This window comes from Streptococcus mitis (assembly GCF_002096845.1).
GTDB classification, from domain to species: Bacteria; Bacillota; Bacilli; order Lactobacillales; family Streptococcaceae; genus Streptococcus; species Streptococcus mitis_A.
Genome location: NZ_NCVK01000005.1, coordinates 1 through 23,089, shown reverse-complemented (window position 1 = coordinate 23,089; position 23,089 = coordinate 1). Strand labels below are relative to the sequence as shown.

At 40.5% G+C, this 23,089-nt stretch carries 30 protein-coding genes; 19 read left to right on the top strand and 11 right to left on the bottom strand.

Annotated features, from left to right (window positions below; all coding sequences use genetic code 11):
* Position 1: 1 nt before the first annotated feature.
* On the top strand, positions 2-694 hold the full coding sequence (locus tag B7695_RS01610; protein ID WP_084889447.1) for a methionine ABC transporter permease: 693 nt from the start codon (positions 2-4) through the stop codon (positions 692-694).
* A gap of 29 nt (positions 695-723) precedes the next feature.
* Here the strand turns inward: B7695_RS01610 and B7695_RS01605 are convergent, their stop codons facing one another.
* Positions 724-1,293, bottom strand: a complete 570-nt coding sequence (locus B7695_RS01605; RefSeq protein WP_084889446.1) for an MptD family putative ECF transporter S component — start codon at positions 1,291-1,293, stop codon at positions 724-726.
* Between the two features lie 134 nt (positions 1,294-1,427).
* On the opposite strand from B7695_RS01605, the gene B7695_RS01600 reads away from it, so the two are divergent.
* The 5 genes from B7695_RS01600 (at position 1,428) to nrdI (ending at position 6,133) form a co-directional block, all read left to right on the top strand.
* On the top strand, positions 1,428-2,042 hold the full coding sequence (locus tag B7695_RS01600) for a YesL family protein (protein ID WP_084889445.1): 615 nt from the start codon (positions 1,428-1,430) through the stop codon (positions 2,040-2,042).
* Positions 2,020-3,690, top strand: coding sequence for a sensor histidine kinase (locus B7695_RS01595; RefSeq protein WP_345788985.1), 1,671 nt, complete (start codon positions 2,020-2,022; stop codon positions 3,688-3,690). Before B7695_RS01600 ends, B7695_RS01595 begins: the two co-directional genes overlap by 23 nt.
* An 11-nt stretch (positions 3,691-3,701) precedes the next feature.
* Positions 3,702-4,988 carry a response regulator transcription factor gene (locus tag B7695_RS01590; protein ID WP_084889443.1) on the top strand — a complete coding sequence of 429 codons (1,287 nt, stop codon included), beginning with the start codon at positions 3,702-3,704 and terminating at the stop codon, positions 4,986-4,988.
* Positions 4,989-5,048: 60 nt separating this feature from the next.
* Positions 5,049-5,585, top strand: a complete 537-nt coding sequence (locus B7695_RS01585; RefSeq protein ID WP_192855705.1) for an ABC transporter permease — start codon at positions 5,049-5,051, stop codon at positions 5,583-5,585.
* Between the two features lie 77 nt (positions 5,586-5,662).
* Positions 5,663-6,133: a class Ib ribonucleoside-diphosphate reductase assembly flavoprotein NrdI gene (gene nrdI / locus B7695_RS01580; protein ID WP_000849610.1), complete on the top strand. Its 471-nt coding sequence runs from the start codon at positions 5,663-5,665 to the stop codon at positions 6,131-6,133.
* Between the two features lie 292 nt (positions 6,134-6,425).
* On the opposite strand, the gene B7695_RS01575 is transcribed toward nrdI, so the two are convergent.
* The 3 genes from B7695_RS01575 to B7695_RS01565 form a co-directional block, all read right to left on the bottom strand.
* A complete protein-coding gene (locus B7695_RS01575) occupies positions 6,426-7,688 on the bottom strand; it encodes an NRAMP family divalent metal transporter (protein ID WP_084889441.1) in 1,263 nt (420 codons plus the stop codon).
* A 215-nt stretch (positions 7,689-7,903) separates the two neighbouring features.
* Entirely contained in the window at positions 7,904-8,362 is a 459-nt protein-coding gene (locus tag B7695_RS01570) for a DUF3021 domain-containing protein (protein ID WP_084889440.1), read from the bottom strand.
* Positions 8,359-8,799 carry a LytTR family DNA-binding domain-containing protein gene (locus B7695_RS01565; protein ID WP_084889439.1) on the bottom strand — a complete coding sequence of 147 codons (441 nt, stop codon included), beginning with the start codon at positions 8,797-8,799 and terminating at the stop codon, positions 8,359-8,361. Before B7695_RS01565 ends, B7695_RS01570 begins: the two co-directional genes overlap by 4 nt.
* 205 nt (positions 8,800-9,004) lie before the next feature.
* Here B7695_RS01565 and mutL point away from each other — a divergent pair, with 205 nt between their 5' ends.
* From mutL to B7695_RS01545, 3 genes are read left to right on the top strand one after another with little or no spacing between them, the layout of a single operon-like run.
* Positions 9,005-10,954, top strand: coding sequence for a DNA mismatch repair endonuclease MutL (gene mutL, locus B7695_RS01555; RefSeq protein ID WP_084889438.1), 1,950 nt, complete (start codon positions 9,005-9,007; stop codon positions 10,952-10,954).
* Between the two features lie 15 nt (positions 10,955-10,969).
* Positions 10,970-11,563: a Holliday junction branch migration protein RuvA gene (gene ruvA, locus B7695_RS01550; protein ID WP_000273423.1), complete on the top strand. Its 594-nt coding sequence runs from the start codon at positions 10,970-10,972 to the stop codon at positions 11,561-11,563.
* A 9-nt stretch (positions 11,564-11,572) separates the two neighbouring features.
* Complete coding sequence (locus B7695_RS01545; RefSeq protein WP_084889437.1) at positions 11,573-12,136, top strand: DNA-3-methyladenine glycosylase I; 564 nt, start codon at positions 11,573-11,575, stop codon at positions 12,134-12,136.
* Positions 12,137-12,220: 84 nt separating this feature from the next.
* On the opposite strand, the gene B7695_RS01540 is transcribed toward B7695_RS01545, so the two are convergent.
* The 7 genes from B7695_RS01540 to B7695_RS01510 form a co-directional block, all read right to left on the bottom strand.
* Positions 12,221-12,484 (bottom strand): SemiSWEET family transporter, encoded by a 264-nt coding sequence (locus B7695_RS01540; protein ID WP_000166114.1) that lies wholly within the window; start codon positions 12,482-12,484, stop codon positions 12,221-12,223.
* A gap of 105 nt (positions 12,485-12,589) precedes the next feature.
* A complete protein-coding gene (locus tag B7695_RS01535) occupies positions 12,590-13,624 on the bottom strand; it encodes a S66 family peptidase (protein WP_084889436.1) in 1,035 nt (344 codons plus the stop codon).
* Positions 13,625-13,765: 141 nt separating this feature from the next.
* The gene (locus tag B7695_RS01530) at positions 13,766-14,443 is read right to left on the bottom strand and encodes a DUF1129 domain-containing protein (RefSeq protein WP_050220387.1); all 678 of its coding nucleotides are present in this window, start codon (positions 14,441-14,443) and stop codon (positions 13,766-13,768) included.
* Between the two features lie 11 nt (positions 14,444-14,454).
* Positions 14,455-15,399 (bottom strand): magnesium transporter CorA family protein, encoded by a 945-nt coding sequence (locus B7695_RS01525; RefSeq protein ID WP_000815623.1) that lies wholly within the window; start codon positions 15,397-15,399, stop codon positions 14,455-14,457.
* 160 nt (positions 15,400-15,559) lie between these two features.
* A complete protein-coding gene (locus B7695_RS01520) occupies positions 15,560-16,726 on the bottom strand; it encodes a tyrosine-type recombinase/integrase (RefSeq protein ID WP_084889435.1) in 1,167 nt (388 codons plus the stop codon).
* 186 nt (positions 16,727-16,912) lie between these two features.
* The gene (locus B7695_RS01515) at positions 16,913-17,917 is read right to left on the bottom strand and encodes a virulence RhuM family protein (RefSeq protein ID WP_084889434.1); all 1,005 of its coding nucleotides are present in this window, start codon (positions 17,915-17,917) and stop codon (positions 16,913-16,915) included.
* A 140-nt stretch (positions 17,918-18,057) separates the two neighbouring features.
* Positions 18,058-18,789, bottom strand: a complete 732-nt coding sequence (locus B7695_RS01510) for a helix-turn-helix domain-containing protein (RefSeq protein ID WP_007284901.1) — start codon at positions 18,787-18,789, stop codon at positions 18,058-18,060.
* Positions 18,790-18,949: 160 nt separating this feature from the next.
* On the opposite strand from B7695_RS01510, the gene B7695_RS01505 reads away from it, so the two are divergent.
* The 10 genes from B7695_RS01505 (at position 18,950) to B7695_RS01460 (ending at position 23,005) form a co-directional block, all read left to right on the top strand.
* On the top strand, positions 18,950-19,147 hold the full coding sequence (locus tag B7695_RS01505) for a helix-turn-helix domain-containing protein (protein WP_084889433.1): 198 nt from the start codon (positions 18,950-18,952) through the stop codon (positions 19,145-19,147).
* 10 nt (positions 19,148-19,157) lie between these two features.
* On the top strand, positions 19,158-19,787 hold the full coding sequence (locus B7695_RS01500; RefSeq protein ID WP_084889432.1) for a Rha family transcriptional regulator: 630 nt from the start codon (positions 19,158-19,160) through the stop codon (positions 19,785-19,787).
* Between the two features lie 408 nt (positions 19,788-20,195).
* Positions 20,196-20,696 carry a hypothetical protein gene (locus B7695_RS01495; protein WP_084889431.1) on the top strand — a complete coding sequence of 167 codons (501 nt, stop codon included), beginning with the start codon at positions 20,196-20,198 and terminating at the stop codon, positions 20,694-20,696.
* Between the two features lie 11 nt (positions 20,697-20,707).
* Positions 20,708-20,908: a hypothetical protein gene (locus B7695_RS01490; RefSeq protein ID WP_084889430.1), complete on the top strand. Its 201-nt coding sequence runs from the start codon at positions 20,708-20,710 to the stop codon at positions 20,906-20,908.
* 1 nt (position 20,909) lies between these two features.
* Positions 20,910-21,125, top strand: a complete 216-nt coding sequence (locus tag B7695_RS01485; protein ID WP_084889429.1) for a hypothetical protein — start codon at positions 20,910-20,912, stop codon at positions 21,123-21,125.
* The gene (locus B7695_RS01480; protein WP_084889428.1) at positions 21,122-21,415 is read left to right on the top strand and encodes a hypothetical protein; all 294 of its coding nucleotides are present in this window, start codon (positions 21,122-21,124) and stop codon (positions 21,413-21,415) included. The genes B7695_RS01485 and B7695_RS01480 overlap by 4 nt, the downstream gene beginning before the upstream one ends.
* Positions 21,396-21,737 (top strand): helix-turn-helix domain-containing protein, encoded by a 342-nt coding sequence (locus B7695_RS01475; RefSeq protein ID WP_049543979.1) that lies wholly within the window; start codon positions 21,396-21,398, stop codon positions 21,735-21,737. Before B7695_RS01480 ends, B7695_RS01475 begins: the two co-directional genes overlap by 20 nt.
* A complete protein-coding gene (locus B7695_RS01470; protein ID WP_050222797.1) occupies positions 21,730-22,011 on the top strand; it encodes a hypothetical protein in 282 nt (93 codons plus the stop codon). Before B7695_RS01475 ends, B7695_RS01470 begins: the two co-directional genes overlap by 8 nt.
* Positions 21,998-22,786, top strand: a complete 789-nt coding sequence (locus B7695_RS01465) for a DnaD domain protein (RefSeq protein WP_084889427.1) — start codon at positions 21,998-22,000, stop codon at positions 22,784-22,786. Before B7695_RS01470 ends, B7695_RS01465 begins: the two co-directional genes overlap by 14 nt.
* A 15-nt stretch (positions 22,787-22,801) precedes the next feature.
* Positions 22,802-23,005: a hypothetical protein gene (locus B7695_RS01460; protein WP_239822256.1), complete on the top strand. Its 204-nt coding sequence runs from the start codon at positions 22,802-22,804 to the stop codon at positions 23,003-23,005.
* Positions 23,006-23,089 lie beyond the last annotated feature (84 nt).

Here is a 23,089-nt window from a genome sequence, read left to right as displayed (position 1 = left end):
GATGGAATCATTGATTCAAACCTATTTACCAAATGTCTATAAGATGGGCTGGGCTGGTCAAGCAGGCTGGGGAACAGCCATCTACCTAACCCTTTATATGACAGTTCTTTCCTTCATCATCGGAGGTTTCTTGGGATTAGTGGCAGGTCTCTTCCTTGTCTTGACAGCGCCAGGTGGTGTTTTGGAGAATAAGGTCGTTTTCTGGATTTTGGATAAGATTACCTCTATTTTCCGTGCGGTTCCTTTTATCATCCTCTTGGCAGTCTTGTCACCCTTCTCTCATCTAATCGTAGGAACAAGCATTGGTCCAAATGCGGCTATCGTACCGCTATCTTTTGCAGTCTTTGCCTTCTTTGCCCGTCAAGTACAGGTGGTATTGGCTGAGCTAGATGGTGGTGTCATTGAGGCGGCTCAAGCGAGCGGGGCGACATTCTGGGATATCGTAGGTGTTTACCTATCAGAAGGTCTTCCAGATTTGATCCGTGTGACGACTGTAACCTTGATTTCACTAGTCGGTGAAACAGCCATGGCGGGGGCAGTTGGAGCTGGTGGTATCGGTAACGTAGCCATCGCTTATGGATTTAACCGCTACAATCACGATGTGACTATCTTGGCAACCATCATTATCATTTTGATTATCTTTGCGATCCAATTCTTGGGAGATTTCTTTACCAAGAAATTGAGCCATAAATAAAAAAGAGCCGCCTGGCTCTTTTTTATTTATCAGATTTTCTGTGCAAATTTTTTACTCAAGGTTTGTCCAATCAAGGCACCCACTAGGGCTCCGATGACAATACTTGCGATAAATAGAAGGACGGTTCCAGGATTTAGCGCGACCATGATACGGTCGATATATTCTTGGGATTTTCCTCTTGCTAGAAGGGTTGCCATATAGGCTTTGGGGGCAATCCACATAAGTAAGATTGGTCCTGATGTGCTAAAGGCAAAGAGTATGAAAGAAAGGAAATTCTTAGTTTGGTCCTTGTATTTTCCGAGGTTAGCTACTGCATCTGCTAGGAGACCACAGATAATTCCAGGAAGGAAGGCACCGGCACCGTGTTTAGTTCCCAAGAAAAAGAGGGCGATAACAAGGCCGATAGTGGTAATGGCTCCAAAGCGCGGAACTTTTGCGACTAGGATCATATAGACGCTACCGCCGACAAGGGCAGTAAAGGCAGGCGCATAAAACATGTTTCCAGCTTGGTCAAAGAGATTGCCCAAAAGGACACCAATCCCCATGCAGAGGAAGTAAAGAACTGCAAAAAGAAGTGTAGTTAAGATAGATTTTTTCATGAATTGTCTCCTGATAATTTTCTCACAATTCTCATTGTACCACGGTTTGGTGGGATTGTAAATGGAAAATAGAAGTTTTTGAAAACGCTTGAAATGTGATATAATAGTTTCATAGTTATTTTTAGGAGGATATTATGGGGAGATTTTTAGACTTTGTCTTTAATCGTTTCTTTTTAGGGATGATTGCGACAGCCTTCTTTTGGCTATTAACTTTAGCAGGAGGGATTATCCTTGGTCTAGCGCCGACTAGCGCCACCTTGATGAGCCTATATGCTGAACATGGTTATAGCTTTCGGGAATACAGCTTGAAGGAGGCTTGGTCTCTTTATAAGCAAAATTTTGTCTCAAGCAACCTGATTTTCTATAGCTTTTTAGGGGTGGATCTAGTTTTGGTCTATGGCCTGTATCTCTTGGTGCAATTGCCTCATCAGACTATTATTCATTTGATTGCGACCTTTTTAAATGTTCTAGTAGTTGCCCTGCTGTTTTTGGCTTATACAGTATCTTTGAAATTGCAAGTTTATTTTGACTTGTCTTATCGAAATAGTCTCAAACTATCCTTGATTGGCATCTTTATGAGCTTAGCGGCTGTGGCCAAGGTTCTCCTTGGAACTGTGCTACTTGTGGCAATTGGTTACTATATGCCTGCCCTACTTTTCTTTGTAGGAATTGGGATGTGGCATTTCTTTATCAGTGATATGTTGGAACCGGTCTATGAAAGTATCCATGAAAAATTGGCGACAAAATAGAATGAAGCAGTTTTGGCTACATACGCTTCTGAGAACCTACAGTTCAGTTATGATGATTATTATTGCGAGTTTTGCAATCTTACTCTCCTATGCTGACTGGGATTCACGGGAAAAGGAAGCTCAGAGAGTAGCCCAGCGTGTAACTACTCGAACAGTCGAAGAGGTGGAATATTATTATCGCGAGTCAGCCCAGCTAGCACAAGATTTAGTAGCCAATCAAGACCGGATACAAGGGGTTTATAAGTACTTTAGCCTGTCAACTTCTGAATATTTTTATTGGCTGTTGGAGCATCAAGCAGCTTCGTCAACTTCTATTTCTCTGTATGAAAATATCGATGATCTATATGTTCAGAATGACTATATAACGGGTGTTGCAATCGTCTTGCAGGACTTTAAAGAAGTTTATGTTTCGAGCAGAAATGAGAGAGGTGGTCATTCGGTACTTGCGGAAGGTTTTAAACCAGAGGCCAATAGTTTTGGAGTGCCTATTTTAGACCCAGCGACGGATCAATCGATAGGGGTTGTTTATATTTCCTTGGATCCAGAAATCTTATACCATGCTGTAGACAATACCCGAGGTCATATCCCGATGGCTGTTACTGTGACATCGCCTTTTGATACGGAGATTTTTCATATTGGTGAGAAGGTCAATAGGGAGCATGAAAACTGGTTTGTCGGTGTGACCTCTCATGGCTATCAGGTTCAGGTGGCAGTTCCCAAAAACTTTGTTTTACAAGGAACAGTGACTAGCTCTGCTTTGATTGTGGGCTTGAGCCTTCTCTTTATTGTCATTCTCTATCTGACTTTGAGGAAGACTTTCTCAAATTATCAAAAGCAGGTAGTGGATTTGGTGGATTCCATCCATGCTATTGCCCAAGGACAAGAAGGTCTTCGCATTGACACACTTGAAAAGGATCAGGAATTGCTCTTAATCTCAGAGACCACCAATGATATGTTGGATCGCTTGGAAAAGAATATCCATGATATTTACCAGTTAGAGCTTAGTCAAAAAGATGCCAATATGCGAGCCTTACAGGCGCAAATCAATCCTCATTTTATGTATAATACGCTGGAATTTTTGCGCATGTATGCAGTTATGCAGAGTCAAGATGAGTTAGCAGATATCATTTATGAATTCAGTAGTCTCTTGCGTAACAATATTTCCGACGAAAGAGAAACTCTTCTCAAACAGGAATTAGAATTTTGCCGTAAATATAGCTATCTCTGCATGGTTCGCTATCCCAAGTCCATTGCCTATGGTTTCAAGATAGATCCAGAGTTAGAGAATATGAAGATTCCCAAGTTTACCTTGCAACCACTGGTAGAAAATTATTTCGCACATGGTGTTGACCATAGACGGACAGATAATGTGATTAGCATCAAGGCGCTTAAACAGGATAGTTTTGTAGAAATTTTGGTGGTCGATAATGGCCGTGGAATGTCGGTTGAAAAACTGGCAAATATTCGAGAAAAATTAAGTCAGAGACATTTTGAACACCAAGCCAGCTACAGTGCCCAAAGGCAGTCTATCGGGATTGCCAATGTACACGAGCGTTTTGTGCTCTATTTTGGGGACCGCTATGGCATTACTATAGAGTCGGCAGAGCAAGCAGGTGTTCAGTATCGTATTACAATTCAAGATGAGTAGAAAGGGAGAAAATGTATAAAGTATTATTAGTAGATGATGAGTACATGGTGACAGAAGGTCTGAAACGTTTGATCCCCTTTGATAAGTGGGATATGGAGGTTGTCGCAACAGCCAGACATGCCGATGAAGCCCTCGAATATGTGCAGGAAAATCCTGTTGATGTGGTCATTTCCGATGTCAATATGCCCGACAAAACAGGGCTTGATATGATTCGGGAGATGAAAGAAATCTTACCAGATGCTGCCTATATCCTGCTTTCAGGTTATCAGGAGTTTGATTATGTCAAAAGAGCAATGAACCTTAGTGTGGTGGACTATTTGGTCAAGCCTGTTGATAAGGTAGAGTTGGGAAATCTGCTGGAGAAGATTGCAGGTCAGCTCGGCGAGAGAGGAAAGAAAAGTCAGACCCTTAGTCAAGATTTAGATGAGGCTGGATTTGTTAGTTATCTAGGAGGTAAGGAGAATTGGTGGATAGGTCTATCCAAGGAAAAACAAGGCTCTTTCACCATTCCCTACTATGTATTGGGTCAAGACTGGCAGATTTTTATTTCTGATCAACCCCTAGATGGTTTAGTCGTTACTCCCTTTGAAGCTCCTTATCAAGAACACTTTGAACGCTGGAAGTTGAATGCTGAGAAAGCCCTCTTTTACGGCTCTGTAAATCTACAACAGTCTGAGAGTCTCTTTACCTACTACGAACCGATTTATAGGGTTATCATTCAGGGGAATCTCAATCAAATCGTAGAAGAGTTGAACCTCTTGGAGAAGGTGGTTCTTGAAAATACACCGCGTGTTCCGATTACCAAACAGCTTTTTATCCAGTTTGTCATGGATGTCTTCCACTTGTTTGAACACCTCAAAGCTGATGATATGACGGACATTGTCAAAACCATTCATGCTATTCAAACCTTCGATGAATTGGTTCCTTATATCAAGGAAACTCTGACAAGATTCTTTGGGCAATATCGGATGAATGAAAATGTGGTTAGTGTGCTAGAAGTCATTGGGCGTGATTATCAGAAAGAACTTTCCCTCAAGGATATCAGTAAGGATCTTTTTATCAATCCTGTCTATCTAGGTCAGTTGATCAAGCGAGAAACCAATTCGACCTTCGCAGAGTTACTAAATAAACAACGCATTAAGGCTGCCCAACAACTTTTGCTTTCAACTAGTGACAGTATCGAAGATATTTGTTATGCTGTTGGTTACAGTAACGTTGGATATTTCTATAAAGTGTTCCGAAAATTGTGCGGAAAGTCTCCCAAAGCCTACCGAAAACAGGTAGAAACTATACTATAAGACTTGTATTCCCTTACAAAAGGTGCTATAATATCAATAATAACATCAGGAGGTTCTATCATGAAAAAGAAACCGATTTATCTATGGGTCTTGCTAATCTTGTCTGCTCTTATTTCAGTTTCATCTCTGTTTGGAATGTTGGGTCCCATACCTAGCAAAGAAGTCCTTCGTGCCGCTGCCGCTCAGAAACAGGTTGCAGGGGTCAGTGCTCAGCAGGTAGAAGATAGCATTAATTATAGCTATAGAGTGGCAGAAATATCTCATTCTATTTTTAATGTTGCTTTGATTGTGCTATCTGCTATTTTAGTGGTAGTAGCGATTGTCTTCCTTATTCGTAAGAATTTGCAATATGCAAACTATACTTATGTTGGCTATGTTTTGTTAGCTATTATCGGTTCGATTTATGGCTATGTTGGTTTACAGGACGCTGTTCAGTTGGTTCAAGATGAAAGCATGCGTTTGACAATGAGTATTGGTTCAAAAGCTGTCAGCATTTTCTATATCGTCATCAATATTCTCTTCCTAGCCCTTGTCTTCTACAAGATATGGCGTCAGCAGAAAGCCTTGGCAGAAGAAGAAACAGAAGAACTTGCTTAAGTATTGACAAAAAAGAACTATCAAGTTACAATCTTGGTAGTTCTTTTTCGATTAAAAATAAAATCATGGAGGAAAATATGAAGACAATTTCTTTAGTTTATATTAGTTTGAGTGGCAATACTGAGAGTTTTGTGACGCGCTTGAAAGACTATCTCTTGTCCCAGTACGAGGGAATTGAGGTTCAAAAGATTCATATCAAGGATTTGGTCAAAGAAGGCCAAGATTTTTATGAAATGGACCATCCCTATGTCGCTTTTTTGCCGACCTACCTAGAAGGTGGGAATGGCGTTGATAACGGAGATGTAGAGATTTTGACGACACCAGTGGGGGATTTTATCGCCTATGGTGACAATGCTAGTAAGTGTTTTGGCGTGGTTGGCTCAGGAAATCGTAACTTTAATAACCAATACTGCCTGACAGCCAAGCAATACAGTCAACGTTTTGGTTTCCCTGTCTTGGCTGACTTTGAAATGCGAGGGATGCTGGAAGATATCAAACGTGTCGCAGCGATTATCGCAGATTTGTATGAGTTGGAAAGGGAGAATTAATACTCAATGAAAATCAAAGAGCAAACTAGGAAGCTAGTCGCAGATTGCTCAAAGCACAGCTTTGAGGTTGCAGATAGAGCTGACGTGGTTTGAAGAGATTTTCGAATAGTATAAAGTTCTTATAAGAGGTGGTTGAAGTTGTTCAACTGTTTTTTGAGTATAAACAGTCTTTGAGAACGTAAAAAAGCATAAGTTCAGGTCTTCAAAACCTTGTTCTTATGCTTTTTATCATAGAAATATTTACTGAATTTTCTCTTGAAATGAAACCTTATCTTCATCTAGAGCTTGTTAGTTATCCTGCTTTTCCGATTGCGAGTGCGTAGATAAAGAAGATGGCGAAGCCAAAGAGGAAAATCAATCCTGCAATGGCAAGGTGTTTGAGCCAAGAAGGAAGATTTTTGTTTTCACGCGTTACCAAGGCGTAGTTTAAAAGAGCGAAGAATGGTGTTGTCAGGAAAGAACCAATCATAGCAAAGCGGAGCATGGTTGAAACCTGACCAGCGAAGAACTTGATAATGACGATACCGATGATAGCAGTGATGGTCATCCAGATGTTCAAAGATTTACGATTGTCTTCTTTTTGACTGATTAGCAGTCGGAGAGATTCCTGATTGACACGAGAATAGCCATCGATAACAGTGATAACTGTTCCAAAGATACATAGGAAGGCAATAAAGGTAATCAAGTAACGGGACCATTCGCCAAGAACAGAGGCATACATGCCCACGAATTGAGAGATGTATTTGGCTGAAGCGGCTTCAACTGCTTGCCCTGTAGGATATTGAATCAGTGCTCCCAGTGCTACAAAGAACACAGCTAGGATAGCTGTTCCAATGTAACCAACGTTAAAGTCAAATAGAGCGTCCTCTGTGTTAAAGTTGACGGTCTTTTTCTTTTCAGCAGACCAAAGTGAATTGATAGCTGAAATTTCAATAGGAGCTGGCATCCATCCTAAGAGGGAAACGATGAAGGGTAGAGCTGCCATTTGCCAAGGTGTTTTCTCGACAAAATTAGAACTGTATTCTGGATGTTTGACCGTTGCGATGATAACTGCAAGAACAGTTGCAATGGTCAAAGCTGACATGATCCATTTTGCCATGCCGTCTAAGAGTTTGTAGCCTCCAAAGAGTAGCATAGCCCAAATGATGGCAACGAGAATGAGAGACCACTGAGTAATGCTAAGACCGATCATTGGGAAGGCGCTGGCGATGATAGCTGAGCACAGAATGGCGACACCAGCTGTGTTGACCATAGCCGAAAAGACATTTAGGATAAAGAAAATCCAGAGATAGAGTTTTCCTTTTTCGGCATAACCTTCAACCAAAGTCTTTCCGGTATCAGCTGTGTATTCAGCACCAAAACGGAAAAATGGATATTTAAAGACATTGGCTAAGATGACCAAGAGGAGTAGCGACCACCCATAAGAACCACCAGCTTGAGTGGAAGATACAATGTGAGAACCGCCAACAGCAGCAGAAGCCATTAGGATTCCAGGTCCCATTGCTTTTAGTTTACTTGTCCAGGTTGATTGATTTAATGAAATAGCTTGTGACATGATAAATACTCCTTTTTGAATTTTCAGAATAATCTGGATATGTAATCTATATTCTACAAAAAACTTTGGAAAAATGCAAGAATATTTTGAAAAAAGATAGAAAATTACAGAAAATTTACAAAGAAGATCTGAAAATAACTGCTATGATAGTAAGGTGCAGAAGGATAAAGAAAAACCGAGAAGTTTCTTTCTCGGATTTGCTTATTATGATATTCCTATTTTCTATGCTCCAAGAGTTGATTGATATGGTCTACTTTTTTTGATGCTCTTTTATAGGAAATAGTCCAAATGATGAGGTAGACAATCGCAAACTCGATAATGAGTTGGAGATAGAAAATCCAGTGGAAGGGGAACCAACCTGCTAGGGTTGCTAATGGGATAAAACCTACTAGCATGAGGAAGAAATGAGTCAGAGTTGCACGGAGCAAGCTCCAGTCACGGCTGAATAATCGCTTGCCAAAGTTGAAGAGAATACCAATGGCTGCCCAGATCAGTGTGCAGTAGAGCAAGACCAAGGCACCGTGAACCTGATGTTGAGCCATCATTTGTCCGATCAGAGAGTCGGGACTTAACGGGGCGTAGGTACTTGGTGCATAAATGAGTGAAAAGATGATAGAGAGGATGAGACCGATGAGGACACCAGTAGCTGCGTCGTGGAAGGTTTGTTTTTTCATAGTTCTAATTTCTCCTTGATGGTTTTTAGGTAACGGCGTGAAGAGTAGGTGAAGCTTTCGTTTTTTAGAAAGATTTCTACCAGACCGTTGGGGGTGAGCTTGAGATGAGAGATGAAATCGATATTGATGATTTCTGATTGGGAAATTTGGATAAAAGTTGTTGGCAGAATTTCAAGGACCTGATAGAGTCGCAAATCAATGCTGTAGGTCTGACTCGCGGTTTCTGCTAGAACCTTCCGATTCTCGATATAGAAGCGTTGAATCTTGCCAATCTCAACGAGATAGACCTGATTATCGATTTTCCCTTTGATTGTTTCTTTTTGGTCAAGATTTTCTGCGAACTCGATGACTTTCTGGATTTTATCTGTCGGCTGAGGTGCTTGGACAATCAGTCTTTCCTCTTCGTAAGTTTCACTAATCTGTAGTTCTACTTTCATAAATTTCTCTCCTTGTTTTTTATACAAAATTGTGATCACTTCTTGTACACCTTTATTAAACACTATTTTACGACACCTGGCAAGGGACTTTGTCTATGTGGAGGGATTTGGCTTCTATGTGGTGCTAGCTTTTCTGTCCTATCTGAAATATGGTATAATAGCACTATCAATTTCTAGGAAAACAGATACAGAAAGGGGCTGAAAGATGTCTCATATTATTGAATTACCAGAGGTGTTGGCAAACCAGATTGCGGCAGGAGAGGTTATCGAGCGTCCAGCTAGCGTTGTTAAGGAGCTGGTAGAAAACGCCATTGACGCGGGCTCTAGCCAGATTATCGTTGAGATTGAGGAAGCAGGTCTTAAGAAGATTCAAATCACAGATAATGGTCATGGAATTGCCCACGATGAGGTGGAATTGGCCCTGCGTCGTCATGCGACCAGTAAGATAAAAAATCAGGCAGATCTCTTTCGGATTCGGACGCTTGGTTTTCGAGGTGAAGCCCTGCCTTCTATAGCGTCTGTTAGTGTTTTGACTCTGTTGACTGCGGTGGATGGCGCAAGTCACGGGACCAAGCTAGTCGCGCGTGGGGGTGAAGTTGAGGAAGTCATCCCAGCGACTAGTCCTGTGGGAACCAAGGTTTGTGTGGAGGACCTCTTTTTCAACACGCCTGCCCGCCTCAAGTATATGAAGAGTCAGCAAGCGGAGCTGTCTCATATCATTGATATTGTCAATCGTCTGGGTTTGGCCCATCCTGAGATTTCTTTTAGCTTGATTAGTGATGGCAAGGAAATGACGCGGACAGCTGGGACTGGTCAACTGCGACAAGCAATCGCAGGGATTTACGGTTTGGCGAGTGCCAAGAAGATGATTGAAATTGAGAATTCGGATCTTGATTTCGAAATTTCTGGCTTTGTGTCCTTGCCTGAGTTAACTCGGGCCAATCGCAATTATATCAGTCTCTTCATCAATGGCCGTTATATCAAGAACTTTTTACTCAATCGTGCTATTCTTGACGGTTATGGTAGTAAGCTCATGGTGGGGCGTTTTCCACTGGCTGTCATTCATATCCATATTGACCCCTATCTAGCGGATGTCAATGTGCATCCGACCAAGCAAGAGGTGCGGATTTCCAAGGAAAAAGAACTAATGACCCTGGTCTCAGAAGCTATTGCAAACAGTCTCAAGGAACAAACCTTGATACCAGATGCCTTGGAAAATCTTGCCAAATCGACTGTGCGCAATCGTCAAAAGGTGGAGCAGACCATTCTCCCACTCAAAGAAAATACGCTCTACTATGAGAATACTGAGCCGACAAGACCTAGTCAAGCTGAAGTAGCTGATTATCAGGTAGAATTGACTGAGGAAGGGCAGGATTTGACCCTGTTTGCCAAGGAAACCTTGGACCAATTGACCAAGCCAGCAAAACTGCATTTTGCAGAGAGAAAGCCTGCTAACTATGACCAATTAGACCATCCGGAGTTAGACCTAGCTAGTCTTGATAAGGCTTATGACAAACTGGAGCGAGAAGAATCTTCAAGCTTCCCAGAGTTGGAATTTTTCGGACAGATGCATGGAACCTATCTCTTTGCCCAAGGGCGAGATGGACTTTACATCATAGACCAACATGCGGCGCAGGAACGGGTCAAGTACGAGGAGTATCGTGAAAGCATTGGTGATGTTGACCAGAGCCAGCAGCAACTTCTAGTGCCCTACATCTTTGAATTTCCAGCGGATGATGCCCTTCGTCTCAAGGAAAGAATGGCACTGTTGGAGGAAGTAGGTGTCTTTCTAGCAGAGTACGGGGAAAATCAATTTATTCTGCGTGAACATCCTATTTGGATGGCAGAGGAGGAGATTGAATCAGGTATCTATGAGATGTGCGACATGCTCCTTTTGACTAAGGAAGTTTCTATCAAGAAATACCGAGCAGAGCTGGCTATCATGATGTCTTGCAAGCGGTCTATCAAGGCCAACCATCGTATTGATGATCATTCGGCCAGACAGCTCCTTTATCAACTTTCTCAATGTGACAATCCCTACAACTGTCCCCACGGACGTCCTGTTTTGGTGCATTTTACCAAGTCGGATATGGAAAAGATGTTCCGACGCATTCAGGAAAATCACACCAGTCTCCGTGAGTTGGGGAAATATTAAACTAAAAGGAAAACTATGTACGAATATTTAAAAGGAATCATTACCAAAATCACTGCCAAATACATTGTGCTTGAAGTCAACGGTATCGGTTATATCCTGCATGTAGCTAACCCCTATGCCTACTCAGGTCAGGTTAACCAAGAAGCTCAAATTTATGTTCATCAGGTCGTGCGTGAGGACGCCCATCTACTTTATGGATTTCGCTCAGAAGACGAGAAAAAGCTCTTTCTCAGTCTGATTTCGGTTTCTGGGATTGGTCCTGTATCAGCTCTGGCTATTATCGCTGCTGATGACAATGCTGGCTTGGTTCAAGCCATCGAAACCAAGAACATCACTTATTTGACAAAATTTCCTAAAATTGGTAAGAAAACAGCCCAGCAGATGGTGCTGGACTTGGAAGGCAAGGTAGTAGTTGCAGGAGATGACCTTCCTGCTAAGGTCGCAGTGCAAGCTAGCGCTGAAAACCAAGAACTGGAAGAAGCTATGGAAGCCATGTTGGCACTGGGCTACAAGGCGACCGAACTCAAGAAAATCAAGAAATTCTTTGAAGGAACGACAGATACAGCTGAGAACTATATCAAGTCGGCCCTTAAAATGTTGGTCAAATAGGAGCAAAGCATGACAAAACGTTGTTCGTGGGTCAAGATGACCAATCCGCTCTACATTGCCTACCATGATGAAGAGTGGGGGCAGCCCCTCCATGATGATCAAGCATTGTTTGAGTTGTTGTGTATGGAAACCTATCAGGCAGGCCTGTCTTGGGAAACGGTGCTCAACAAACGCCAAGCTTTCCGAGAAGCCTTTCATGGCTATCACATTCAAGCGGTCGCAGAGATGACAGACGCTGAATTGGAAGCCTTGCTGGAGAATCCAGCCATCATCCGAAATAGAGCCAAGATTTTTGCTACACACGCTAACGCCCAAGCCTTTCTACGACTACAGGCAGAGTACGGCTCTTTTGATACCTATCTTTGGTCTTTTGTTGAGGGGAAAACGATCGTTAACGATGTTCCCGATTACCGCCAAGCCCCAGCTAAAACACCTTTGTCTGAAAAATTAGCCAAAGATCTTAAAAAGCGAGGCTTCAAGTTCACAGGCCCAGTCGCGGTCTTGTCTTTTCTACAAGCAGCAGGGCTAGTTGATGACCACGAGAATGATTGTGAATGGAAAAGCGGTTACTAGTGTGTACAGGTAACTAGCATATCTGAGAATATAGAAAAAAGCTGAGAAATTTTTCCCAGCTTTTTATATATACTATTAGATTTGTTAGAGTGAAGTCAAAAAAGTGATTCCACCTAAAATAACACCAGCTGAATTTGGAATGATTAGTATCCAATCCTTCTTAGGTTCCTTTGTCCATCCATAAATAACCCAGATTAAGCAAGATATAGCAGCTGATAAAGGTTGAAATGGTTGAGCTTTATTTCCCTGTAAATTAGCGATAATTTGAGGTATGTAGGCAATAAATACTATAATTCCAATAAAGGCACCAATAGAACCTACGATTCGATTAATTTTTTGTTTTGTCATATACACCTCCTTCAAAAGGATATCATAGAAATTAGCGAAATGCAATAAATTCAGATACAAATTGTAACGAAAACGAATACAAAAGCACAAAAATAGAGAAACTATTTATTTTTTGTTATAGTCAAAGCGAATGACTTGCTCTTTTGCATCTACATAGGCATGGACTCCAAAGGGGACAATTGCTCTTGGAGTTGCGTGGCCGACATTCAGATTATAGAGAATCGGGATATTGCTGTCAATAATATCCAATAGTGCCTCTTTATAGTCGTCATAGAAAGTTTCATCCATAGGTTTTCCGATCAAGAGTCCACTGATGACCTCGAATATCCCAGTTTCCTTTAAAGTCTGCAACATCTTTTTGAAGTCTTCTGGCTCAGGCTTTTCTTCGCTTGTTTCTAGCAAGAGGATTTTTTCTTCCCAGTCTGACAAGTCAGGGAAAAGTTTGTATTTTTGGCAGAGCTCCGTGCTGTCTGCGTATCGAGAGTTGTCAAAGATATCGTAGAGGGATTCGAGGCAACCACCGAGGATTTTTCCCTCGAACTGGGCATTTCCTTGCAACAAGTCAAAGCCAGTATTTTCATGACTGACACGAGGTGTCCCCAGAGCCTTGGAACTAAAGTCAGTTCGTTCCTCATACCAAACATCGCTAGGGCGGATTTCTGAGATTCTTCCCGTCTCAATCAATTCTTTAAAATAGTGGAGGCTATAGGTCAGCATTTCTTTGTCTAATTCACAAATGTCTGCTAAGAAGGATTGACCATAAAAAGTCTTAATTCCTAGTTTGTGTAACATGAGATGGTTCATGGTTGTATCCGAGAAGCCAAGAAATATTTTTTGGTTGATAACCTTTTGTAGTTGGTCATTTTCAAAAAGATAAGGTAGTAAGCGATAGGTATCGTCTCCACCGATGGCGCATAGGATTATGTCGATGCTATCATCAGAAAAGGCATGAATCAAATCCTCTGCACGCACTTCAGGATGGTCCTTGATAAAGTCTAATCCTTTTTGCGAATGGGGCAAAAAGATAGGATTGAGTCCCAAGTCCTTGAGACGTTGGACACCCAAGTCCACTTCGTGTTTGACAAAGTCCTCTCCGATAATGCCACTAGATAAACTAACAATACCAATAGTAGAAATCATATCTCATCCTCCTAGAAATAGATTGAACCTATTTTATCACAAAAGATGAGAGAAAGCTATGTGGGATGTCAGAAGAATACTTTAAAATCAAAAAAGTAAGTGAAAAAGCAACCGCGCCTGCAGTTGCTTTTATCATTCTTCTTAATAGCGTGTTGGTCCTGCACTTGCGCTTCGGATGTTCAATCGTTTCTTAAGATAGAAGCGAAGGGCTAGGAGGGCTGCTCCGATAATAGCGAGTGGCAATGGAGCAAGTACTGGGTTAAGGCTAGCTGGTAGGAAGCTTGTTGCAAAGAAGACAAGCAACCAAAGGAACATAGAAGCTAGGATAACCAGTACAGATTTCCAGAAAGGTGGACGTTGACTGCGGTCCATATCTGGTCCATAATATTGGTAAACAAAGTAGTACATCAAGTAGAAGGCAAATCCACCAACCAGTCCAACTAAGAGGAGGGTAATCAATCCATAACCGAAAGCTTGATCTGCTGAGAAGAAGGTTGTGAGGGCGCTGACGAGGGCAAAGAGGCTAGTGATGAAAAGAGCTGAGTCCATAATCATCAATTTTGGATCATCATTTTCTTTTGGATGCTCTTTTTCATATTGTTCCTTGACAGTGAAACTATGAGCCCAGTGAGTCGGTGCGCCATAGAGGGAACGAGCAGTCGTACCCTTGGCTTGCTCTTCAAGAATTTGAGGAATGACTTCCTCAAAAATAGCCTTGATTTCAGCGTCTGTTTTTCCATCTTTGATGAATTGTTGGGTAGCGATGTGGACAAACTCTTGGTTTTTCTTTGTTAATTTTTGTAGATCAATCTGAGACATAGGAACTCCTCTTAGAACCATTTTTTATGGATGAGATAGAGAGTGAGCGAGACACTCATAGCAAAGGCGATAAAGACGATTAACCAGAAGGCATTCGGTTCGCCATTTAGGGGGATTTCATTATCCTTAAAGTTCATCCCGTAGGCAGAAAAGACCATGGTTGGGATGGACATGACGATGGTCACAAGGGCCAAGGTTTTCATGATGTTGTTCTGGTTATTGGAAATGATAGAGGCGAAGGTCTCTGTCATAGAGTGCAAGACGTTTCCATAAATGTCTGCCATCTCGATGGCCTGTTGGGTTTCAATCAGGGTATCTTCAAGCAGATCTTCGTCCTCAAGGTATTTCTTGATATTGCTGGTTGAGCTGGTCAATTTCTTAATCACACGCTCATTTGTTTTAAGTGAGGCTTTGAAATAGACGATGGTTTTTTCCAATTCCATGAGCTCAATCAATTCTTCATTACGAGTTGATTGATGCAGTTGACTTTCGATTTGCTCACTCTTACGGTCGATTGAACGAAGGGCTGTTAGGTAAAGCTCTGCATTGCGATAAAGAATCTGAAAGATAAAACGCGAACGCATGAAAGTGTAGAAATTACGCAATCGACGGTTGATAAAGACATCAAGGACTGGTAATGGTTCCAAACACGTAGTGATAATTGTTTCCTCGGTGATGATAATACCAAGCGGGATGGTTACGTAGTAGGTGCGATTATTTCTTTCCTCTGTGACCGGCACGTCTACGATAATCAGGGTGTACTCGTCTTCAATCGTAATACGAGACATTTCTTCCGCATCGAGCGGTGCTCGAAGGTCTGCAATATCGATATCGAAGGCGTTGGCGATTTCGAGTGATTCATTTTGAGTCGGATTGACGAGATTGATCCAAGTACCCGGTTCAAGCGTATCGATCTCTTTAAATTCAGTTGTTGTAGAGAGAAAAACTTGTTTCATATCCCTTATCCTTTCTCATTTTTCAGATTTTTTCACACCGTACTATTATACTACAAAATCGGCCTTTTTCAAAATAAATCTAACAAAAATCCTGTTGCTATTGGATTTTTACTTTGTCTTGAAATGTTGATTTTTAAATTTGCTCCCCTTTTTGCTCCCCCTATAGTGCTTTTAGTGCAGTTTCGTAGAATGATACTGCTTTTTTTGCGTTCTCTTTTGAGAGGTGGCTATATATATCCATGGTCATTGATAAAGTGGAATGACCTAGGCGGTACTGGAGTTCTTTGTATGGTATTCCAGAGTTAAGCAAGAGACTAGCGTGAGTGTGACGGAAACCATGAAAACCTATATTCGGAACATCAGCACGCTTAAAATGTGTTTGCAATCTTCTTTTAAGTCTTGAACTGCTAGGATACTCATGAATGAAATCCGAAAATACCACGCTTTCACGTTGCCCTATCTTCCAAGCCTTTTTAGTTTGGCGTAGTTTGTACTGCTTCAGCATGCTAACAGTCGCTTGATCTATATCTATATCCCGATAACTAGCCTTAGATTTTGGGCTATTGATTTCTAAATCCCGATTTAGTGTTTTGGTGATGTGTACAACGGCACCGTCTAAGTCAATATCAGACCAGCTAAGCGCTAGAGCCTCATTGATACGGCAACCAGTAGCCAATAGGAACTTATAGAGCGTCGTCTCATAGTAATAACGGTATCTATGAGTATCTAAATTATCGAGATAACCAAGAAACTTTTTTAGTTCTTGATTTTCAAAGTGCTTTACTTTTTTCCGCTTTATTTTCTGAGTGTTACGAGGTAAAACAACATCACGGGCAGGATTGGACGGTATAGCTTGCATGGTTACGCCATACTGTAAGATACGTTTGTTTAAAGCGTGTATCTGGTCATAGTGTAGAAAAGCCCCTTTTTCCCCTCTATTGGTCTTGTCAGCAAGTTCGTTGATAATGGACTGGATAAGTGGAGTAGTGAGCTTATCGAGCTTGTAAGCCCCAAAGATAGGCAATATATGATTAGCGATTAGCTTTCTAACATTGCCTTGAGTGTTTGGCTTAACCGTATTCTTATAACTTTCCAACCAGAGAGTTGCCAATTCTTGATAGTTTTTTATGGTGCTAGCCTTTTGTCTGGTAGATCCTGCTTTCTGAAAAGCTATTTTTTCTTGATTGGCTTTCTGTTTTACTTCCTTTTGTGTCCGACCTGTTACCTTGGTTTTGACTTTCTTTCCTGTTATCTGGTCAACTCCTAGATATACATTAGCACGATAGACTTTACTACCGTCTTTTTTTATAACTTCAGTTATTTTCATGATGATAAACCTTTCTAAAATACATCAGCAGGCAAGCTATTATCAAAAAGGTTTTATATCATGCTAGGGGCTACGAGAACCCCCTTATTTTCGTTTTTAAGTAGTCAGACGGTAAATAATACCAGAGTTGGAAACAAGGTGGATATGAGGCTAATATGGGCTTGTTTATAGTAAACAGGCCTGTATTTAAAGTTTTTTATCGTCAGTTAGCTGTTTTAAAGTTTTTTCAAAGTCCGAGTTTATCTTTTGAGTTTTGTTGAATAGTTGGTATTCTGCTTTTGCTTTATCTTTCGCAACCTTGGAAGTGATTTTCCCATGACCTTCTAAAATATCGTATTCTTGGAAAGTCAAAAAGCGGTCAATGCTTTGGGCTAGTTGTTGCATTGTCTGAGCTTTTCGCTGTTCTATCTGTCTTTCCAGATAATCAAAATAGCTAGATATTCCTCTTTCAAGGGAGCGGATTTCTGTTTCTGAAAGGTAATTCTTTGCTATTTGGGTATCTGCTTGCAGTATGCGACCGTTAGGGGAGTTTTTCCATGTTGTAAGTCCCATGTTGTCTTTTGTATGGTCTGCTTTCGTGTAGATAATTTCCGCAGCAGTTTGGCCAGTGATTGCATAATGAAACTTATTCTGTACATCAGCATAGAATTGCTTAGTCAATGTACTTTGTGGGTCATAGTCAATAGAGATTTCTGCAAAAATATCTGTAATCTGTAACCATATACGACGCTCACTAGCTCGGATAGAGCGCACGCGCTCCAAGAGCTCACGGAAATAGTCTTTTTCCAGCAAGTTTTCGCCTTGTTTCAGACGGTTGTCATCCATGGCGAACCCTTTTATCATGTACTCACGAAGTACCGAAGTAGCCCACTGTCTAAATCTCGTAGCTTTTTGGGAATTGACACGGTAACCAACTGAAATGATGGCGTCAAGGTTATAGAAATCAACTTGGCGTACAACTTCACGACTACCCTCTATTTGAACTGTTTCCATTTTGGAAATAGTTGCTTTTTCTTCTAATTCGCCCTCTTCAAAGATATTTTTTAGGTGTTTACTAATTGCAGGAACACCGACATCAAACAAGCGAGCCATTTCTTTCTGACTAGCCCAAATTGTTTCGCCTTTGATGATGACACTAGCTGTCTCGCTATCGTTTTCAGCAGTATAGATTAAGAATTGTAATTCGTTCATGAGATCCTTTCTAAAATATTGTGAGTAGTTGACATTTGTTGACATCAACAAAATGCTCAACAATGGGGTTTTTAGTTGAAGCACGAGCGAACCACGAGAAAGCACGCGCTTCAGGATTGTTGAACATTGTGGCGCGTGGGTTAGTCTTTCTTTTCAATATCAATCATTATTTGAATATCTTCATCATTCACTTTGTAATCCTGAGTACCTTCACCAATCCACCAATTTAATGATTTTAAAAATCCATATTCTTCTTTACTAACTTTTCCATATTGATTTTCGAACCAATCGAAATAATTGGATTGAATTTTTGAAATTATTTCACGCTTAATTATTTTAAATAATTCGCCCTTATCATATGGTGCAATGTATTTTTTTAGAAAGCCTATACTATCATCATCAATATCTATGCTAACAGTAAATGAATTATAATCCAAATCATAAAAGTAAGCTGAAATATACCAGATACTAAAATTATCTCCCATTGGGGTATTCATAAAATTAACTTCTAACCCAAAATCACAACTAACTTCAATATCTATATTATCTGCTTGATGCTGATAAAAATCCAAACTCTCTATTTGAGAACTGTTAGGCTTTTCATCTAATTCAAATGATTTTAGAGAAACTTTTATATCTTTATTATCGTATATACTTTCTACTTCGTAATCATAGGGTAAAAAGTCAAAAAAATCCTTTGGTTCTATTTTTAGCGCCAAACAAATTTTATTTAATGTTATGTAATCTATTTTTGTACTGCTGTTATTAACAATTTTAGACAAGGCTGCTGGAGTTATTCCAGTTTTAACTGATAGCCATGCAGCTGTTTTTTCTTTTGTCTTCAAGATATTTGCTAAATTATTTTTTATCACAACCATCCCTCCTTAGATACATTTTACAATTATCTTCTGAAATACACAATAAAAAATTATCGCAAAGAATAATTTTTTTGTTGACAATTTATTTTTTATTGGTTATTATTATTCTATGCGATAATTATTGCATAGAATAATAATGAGAGGGGTTGACGATATGAACAATAATTTTCGTGTCATATTAGCAAAACAACGTAAAAAAGTTAGTGACGTTCACAAGGCAACAGGCATATCAAAAAGCGCACTCATATCACTATACTATGAACGCACAAAGCGCCCAGATATTGAAACCTTGCAAAAGGTAGCCGAGTATCTAGGCGTTACCATTGACGAACTACTTACCGTTGAAGATTAGGAGGGACACCATGAACATTGTTTACATGGACGGCAAGAAAGAGCCGTATACTACAAGCGAGATCATTGCTGAATGCGCTGAGGTTAAACACGATACAGTACAAAGCTTAATAAGAAATCATCAAGAGGATTTTGAAAGCTACGGAATAATCGGATTTGAAATCCGTAAATTAGATGGGCGAGGGCGACCAATGAAAATCTATCGCTTAAATGAACAACAAGCTACTTTGCTGATCACTTACTTAAAGAACACCGAACCAGTAAGGCGTTTTAAGATGAACCTAGTCAAAGCATTCTTTGAAATGCGTGAGGAACTTTCTAAGTTTCGTATGCAGAGGGCGCTAGAAAAGCCAAAAAGAAAAACCTTGCATGACAGTATTGAGAACTGGGAACAAGCCCCAAAGCACGCGCATAGCACCATGAACAACCTGCTACTAAAAGCAGTAACCGACAGGAACGCTAAGCAGTTAAGGGAAGAACGTGGGGGCTATAACGGTATTGATAGCTTGACCAGTGACGAGCTGGAGCAATACCAGGCATTTGAGGATATGGTAATAGCCATGATTGGCTTGAATATGAGTTATCAGGAAATCAAAGCTATGGCATTCAGAAATAAAAAAACACGCCAAAGAAGCGCGTGAGAGCAACAAAAAAGGCTTAGCAATAACCACACCGCAGAGCCTTTCACACTAACACTAAAACGAATTTAACAAAGCAGGCAAGCTATTATCAAAGAGGTTTTAGTAAAGATTTATAACTAGATTATAGCATATCTAGGGCATTTTGACCATACGGAGAGCGCCAACTCTTTAAACTGGTACTTTCTCACGCTTTCAATTTGGCGAGTCTGAGCGTGAGGATTAGCGTTATAAGAAACAACTCAAAAAGCCCCACGTTCAGAAATTTGGCGACCGAGAGCATGAGGCTGTAGGCAAGAAAAACTGTATAAGAAACAACCATTAAAAATCCCCACACTCTCCGACGGCAATCTTGAGTGTGAGGATATCCTGGATAGTAAACGACAATTAAAAGGCCAACGGAGGAAAAACATGATAGCAGATCAATTAGAAGCTATTTCAACAAATTTAGAAGAAATACAAGAAATTCTTGTAGGAGATGGAACTGCATTAGCTAAAAGAGAAATTAGTAGAGTATTGAACGACTTGGATGATGTCTACAATGAACTAACTAGCACAGAATACCGTGAACAACAGGAAACACTTAAGGAACAGACGGAAAGGATGAAACAGAGAGTAGTTGCTGAAGTAATAGGAGAACTAGAAGAACGAGAAGAGTCTTATTACAGAAATTATTGGGGTGATACTAAGTTTATAAAGCTACTTTCCAACTTTGATGGATTTCTTTTCTTAAACACTTACCTAGCTGAAATAACTAAAGAGAATGACTACCCTATGACTCCAGACCAAGTATTTAATTATGTATGGGAAGTTATAGCGGTTGATATCGCAAGAAAAAAACGAGGGAAAAAGAACGTTTTGGATTCATGGACAGACTCATCCTTATATACTCGTGGAATGATGATTGATTAGGAGGCAATGCAATGACAATAGACCTAGCCAACATGACACAAGCAGAATTTGATGAACTAATGGCTGAAATCAAGGAGAAACGCCCCAACCTCTTCCAGTTTATTACTGATTTTGTAGATCGAAAAGTAAGCACTGATGAGGTAGACGAATACCTGAAGATGAAACGTGAAAAACAAGTGGAATATATTAAGAATTATCAAGCGAGGGCATAACATGAACGAACTAGATTTAACCAACACACAGGCGCTTATCTTTTCCGTGGTACTGATTGGCTTGCTGCTTTATCTAAACCACCGAGACCGCAAAAAAAGCGCCCAATTTGAGCGAGAAAGGAAACGGACGATAGAAACACCTAGCGAGGATTTAAACCCTGATTATGGGCGTTATATCCAGCTTGCAGGGGTAAGAGTTTACGGAGGAATGAAATGAGTTACACAGTGAAGATATACCTTGATAGTGAAAAAATACCAGATGAACCTTATTTTACTAAAGATATTTTTCTAGCTACGTGTATGGACAATGCAACAAAGTTAGCTGTAACTATGGGCTTGTTGACAAAACAAACGCTGGATTTAGAGAGTAAGACAGCTATTTTGAAAACCTTGGATACAATCATAGAAACTCAAAAAGATATTTTGCAAGGGATAGCGAGCGGACAAATAACCTTTTTGAATAAAAGCAAAGGAGAGGAGGAACAGAATGAGTCTATCAGAGAATGACAAACGAGTATTAAGACTAATCAAGGTAGGGGCTGAGAACTCCATAACAGGGGCAGAAATCAGCCTTATAACTAAGCTAACAGAAAGAACAGTACGTGACATCATCAAGCGCCTAGTAGTCAAGCATAACATCCCTATTGTGGGGGTTAGATGTGGTATTTTTAGTGGGTACTTTATCCCAGCGAATAAAGGCGAACTACTAGATGGCGCTAAGGCATTTTACAACCAAGTACAGGAGGAGAGCAAGCGACTAGCAGTGTTGATGAACAGCGACCTAGAAAGCTACAAAGAAACCTTGAAGGAGGTGGGCGGATATGTTTAGCCTAAGCCGAGAAAGTGAGCAAGACTTAGCGCATGGCATTCTGGAGGTAGTGGAAAGATACCTTGAAGCGCGTGACAGACTCAAACCACGACTGACAGGCTTAATATCAGCTCAGGAAGTCATGGACGAGTTAGATATAAAATATTTGACGCTCCAAAAGTGGGAAAAAGCAGGGCTAAGACGATACCAGCCCCCACTAGAAGATACTAGGAAAATCTATTACAAAGTTACGGACATCTGGAAGTTTCTGGGGGTGGAGAATGGCAAAAACTAAAATATATTTTTGGCTAAAAATTGATAAGAAATTTTTTGATAATATTTTTATCAAGAGACTAAAAACGGTACCTGGTGGGTACACTATGACGGTGATTTATATTAGGCTCATGCTAGAGAGCTTAGAAAGTGACTGTATTTTATACTATGAGGGTTACTTTGACAATCTCAAGGAAGAGTTAGCCCTAAAATTAGACGTATCGGAAGATGATATAGATATGACCATGGCATACTTTACTAAGTGTGGTCTAATACAAGTTGATGAAGATAAAAACGCAGAACTACCGCAGGCAAAAGCCTTGGTTGAGAGTGAAACAAACTGGGCAAACTATAAACGTGAACAACGAAAAAAAGCAAAATTGGAAGAAGTCCAACCATCTTTGACAATTTCCAACTCGTGTCCAACAGAGAAAGAGATAGAGAAAGAGATAGAGAAAGAGATAGAAGAAGAGATAGAGAAAAAAACTTCTTCGGCTCCTACTGCTGAAATCTCTAACTATTACCAAAAGCGTATAGGGATTATAGACGGACAACAGTATCAGATATTGACCGACTATCTCACTCTTGACGGCATGGAGCTAGAGGTTATCAAGATTGCCATAGACAAGGCTGCAGATAACGGCAAGCGATCTTTTAGCTATATCAATTCAATACTCAAGAACTGGCGACAGAATGGTATTAGAACCATGGTACAAGTCGAAGATGAACAGAGACTGTTTCAGCAAAAGAAACAAGGTCAGTCTGACGATGATATTCAAGACCCGTTTATCTACTGACGGAGAGGAGAAACAATGGAATTACTGAATACAGACCAGCTCAATGAAAAAATAAAGGTCACTGATGAGCTTTGCCCAACCCATCAGATTAACCTAGTACAATTCAAAAAGCCAGATGGTTATACATCACCCTACTGTATGGAATGTACTAGGGAGAACATCAAACAGACGGAGCTAAAGGGCATAGAAAAAGCCCTAGGTCATGATCGAGTCCACTGAAAAAATAGGTCTCTTACTTTTAATAAAGTGAAAACCGAGGAATCGCTCATTAATTTGAGCGAATTCCTCGGTTATTTTGTGTTT

Coding starts and splice junctions, on each gene's coding strand:
- B7695_RS01610 (WP_084889447.1), top strand. CDS start 2: ATGGAATCATTGATTCAAACCTATTTACCAAATGTCTATAAGATGGGC.
- B7695_RS01605 (WP_084889446.1), bottom strand. CDS start 1,293: ATGAAAAAATCTATCTTAACTACACTTCTTTTTGCAGTTCTTTACTTC.
- B7695_RS01600 (WP_084889445.1), top strand. CDS start 1,428: ATGGGGAGATTTTTAGACTTTGTCTTTAATCGTTTCTTTTTAGGGATG.
- B7695_RS01595 (WP_345788985.1), top strand. CDS start 2,020: ATGAAAAATTGGCGACAAAATAGAATGAAGCAGTTTTGGCTACATACG.
- B7695_RS01590 (WP_084889443.1), top strand. CDS start 3,702: ATGTATAAAGTATTATTAGTAGATGATGAGTACATGGTGACAGAAGGT.
- B7695_RS01585 (WP_192855705.1), top strand. CDS start 5,049: ATGAAAAAGAAACCGATTTATCTATGGGTCTTGCTAATCTTGTCTGCT.
- nrdI (WP_000849610.1), top strand. CDS start 5,663: ATGAAGACAATTTCTTTAGTTTATATTAGTTTGAGTGGCAATACTGAG.
- B7695_RS01575 (WP_084889441.1), bottom strand. CDS start 7,688: ATGTCACAAGCTATTTCATTAAATCAATCAACCTGGACAAGTAAACTA.
- B7695_RS01570 (WP_084889440.1), bottom strand. CDS start 8,362: ATGAAAAAACAAACCTTCCACGACGCAGCTACTGGTGTCCTCATCGGT.
- B7695_RS01565 (WP_084889439.1), bottom strand. CDS start 8,799: ATGAAAGTAGAACTACAGATTAGTGAAACTTACGAAGAGGAAAGACTG.
- mutL (WP_084889438.1), top strand. CDS start 9,005: ATGTCTCATATTATTGAATTACCAGAGGTGTTGGCAAACCAGATTGCG.
- ruvA (WP_000273423.1), top strand. CDS start 10,970: ATGTACGAATATTTAAAAGGAATCATTACCAAAATCACTGCCAAATAC.
- B7695_RS01545 (WP_084889437.1), top strand. CDS start 11,573: ATGACAAAACGTTGTTCGTGGGTCAAGATGACCAATCCGCTCTACATT.
- B7695_RS01540 (WP_000166114.1), bottom strand. CDS start 12,484: ATGACAAAACAAAAAATTAATCGAATCGTAGGTTCTATTGGTGCCTTT.
- B7695_RS01535 (WP_084889436.1), bottom strand. CDS start 13,624: ATGATTTCTACTATTGGTATTGTTAGTTTATCTAGTGGCATTATCGGA.
- B7695_RS01530 (WP_050220387.1), bottom strand. CDS start 14,443: ATGTCTCAGATTGATCTACAAAAATTAACAAAGAAAAACCAAGAGTTT.
- B7695_RS01525 (WP_000815623.1), bottom strand. CDS start 15,399: ATGAAACAAGTTTTTCTCTCTACAACAACTGAATTTAAAGAGATCGAT.
- B7695_RS01520 (WP_084889435.1), bottom strand. CDS start 16,726: ATGAAAATAACTGAAGTTATAAAAAAAGACGGTAGTAAAGTCTATCGT.
- B7695_RS01515 (WP_084889434.1), bottom strand. CDS start 17,917: ATGAACGAATTACAATTCTTAATCTATACTGCTGAAAACGATAGCGAG.
- B7695_RS01505 (WP_084889433.1), top strand. CDS start 18,950: ATGAACAATAATTTTCGTGTCATATTAGCAAAACAACGTAAAAAAGTT.
- B7695_RS01500 (WP_084889432.1), top strand. CDS start 19,158: ATGAACATTGTTTACATGGACGGCAAGAAAGAGCCGTATACTACAAGC.
- B7695_RS01495 (WP_084889431.1), top strand. CDS start 20,196: ATGATAGCAGATCAATTAGAAGCTATTTCAACAAATTTAGAAGAAATA.
- B7695_RS01490 (WP_084889430.1), top strand. CDS start 20,708: ATGACAATAGACCTAGCCAACATGACACAAGCAGAATTTGATGAACTA.
- B7695_RS01485 (WP_084889429.1), top strand. CDS start 20,910: ATGAACGAACTAGATTTAACCAACACACAGGCGCTTATCTTTTCCGTG.
- B7695_RS01480 (WP_084889428.1), top strand. CDS start 21,122: ATGAGTTACACAGTGAAGATATACCTTGATAGTGAAAAAATACCAGAT.
- B7695_RS01475 (WP_049543979.1), top strand. CDS start 21,396: ATGAGTCTATCAGAGAATGACAAACGAGTATTAAGACTAATCAAGGTA.
- B7695_RS01470 (WP_050222797.1), top strand. CDS start 21,730: ATGTTTAGCCTAAGCCGAGAAAGTGAGCAAGACTTAGCGCATGGCATT.
- B7695_RS01465 (WP_084889427.1), top strand. CDS start 21,998: ATGGCAAAAACTAAAATATATTTTTGGCTAAAAATTGATAAGAAATTT.
- B7695_RS01460 (WP_239822256.1), top strand. CDS start 22,802: ATGGAATTACTGAATACAGACCAGCTCAATGAAAAAATAAAGGTCACT.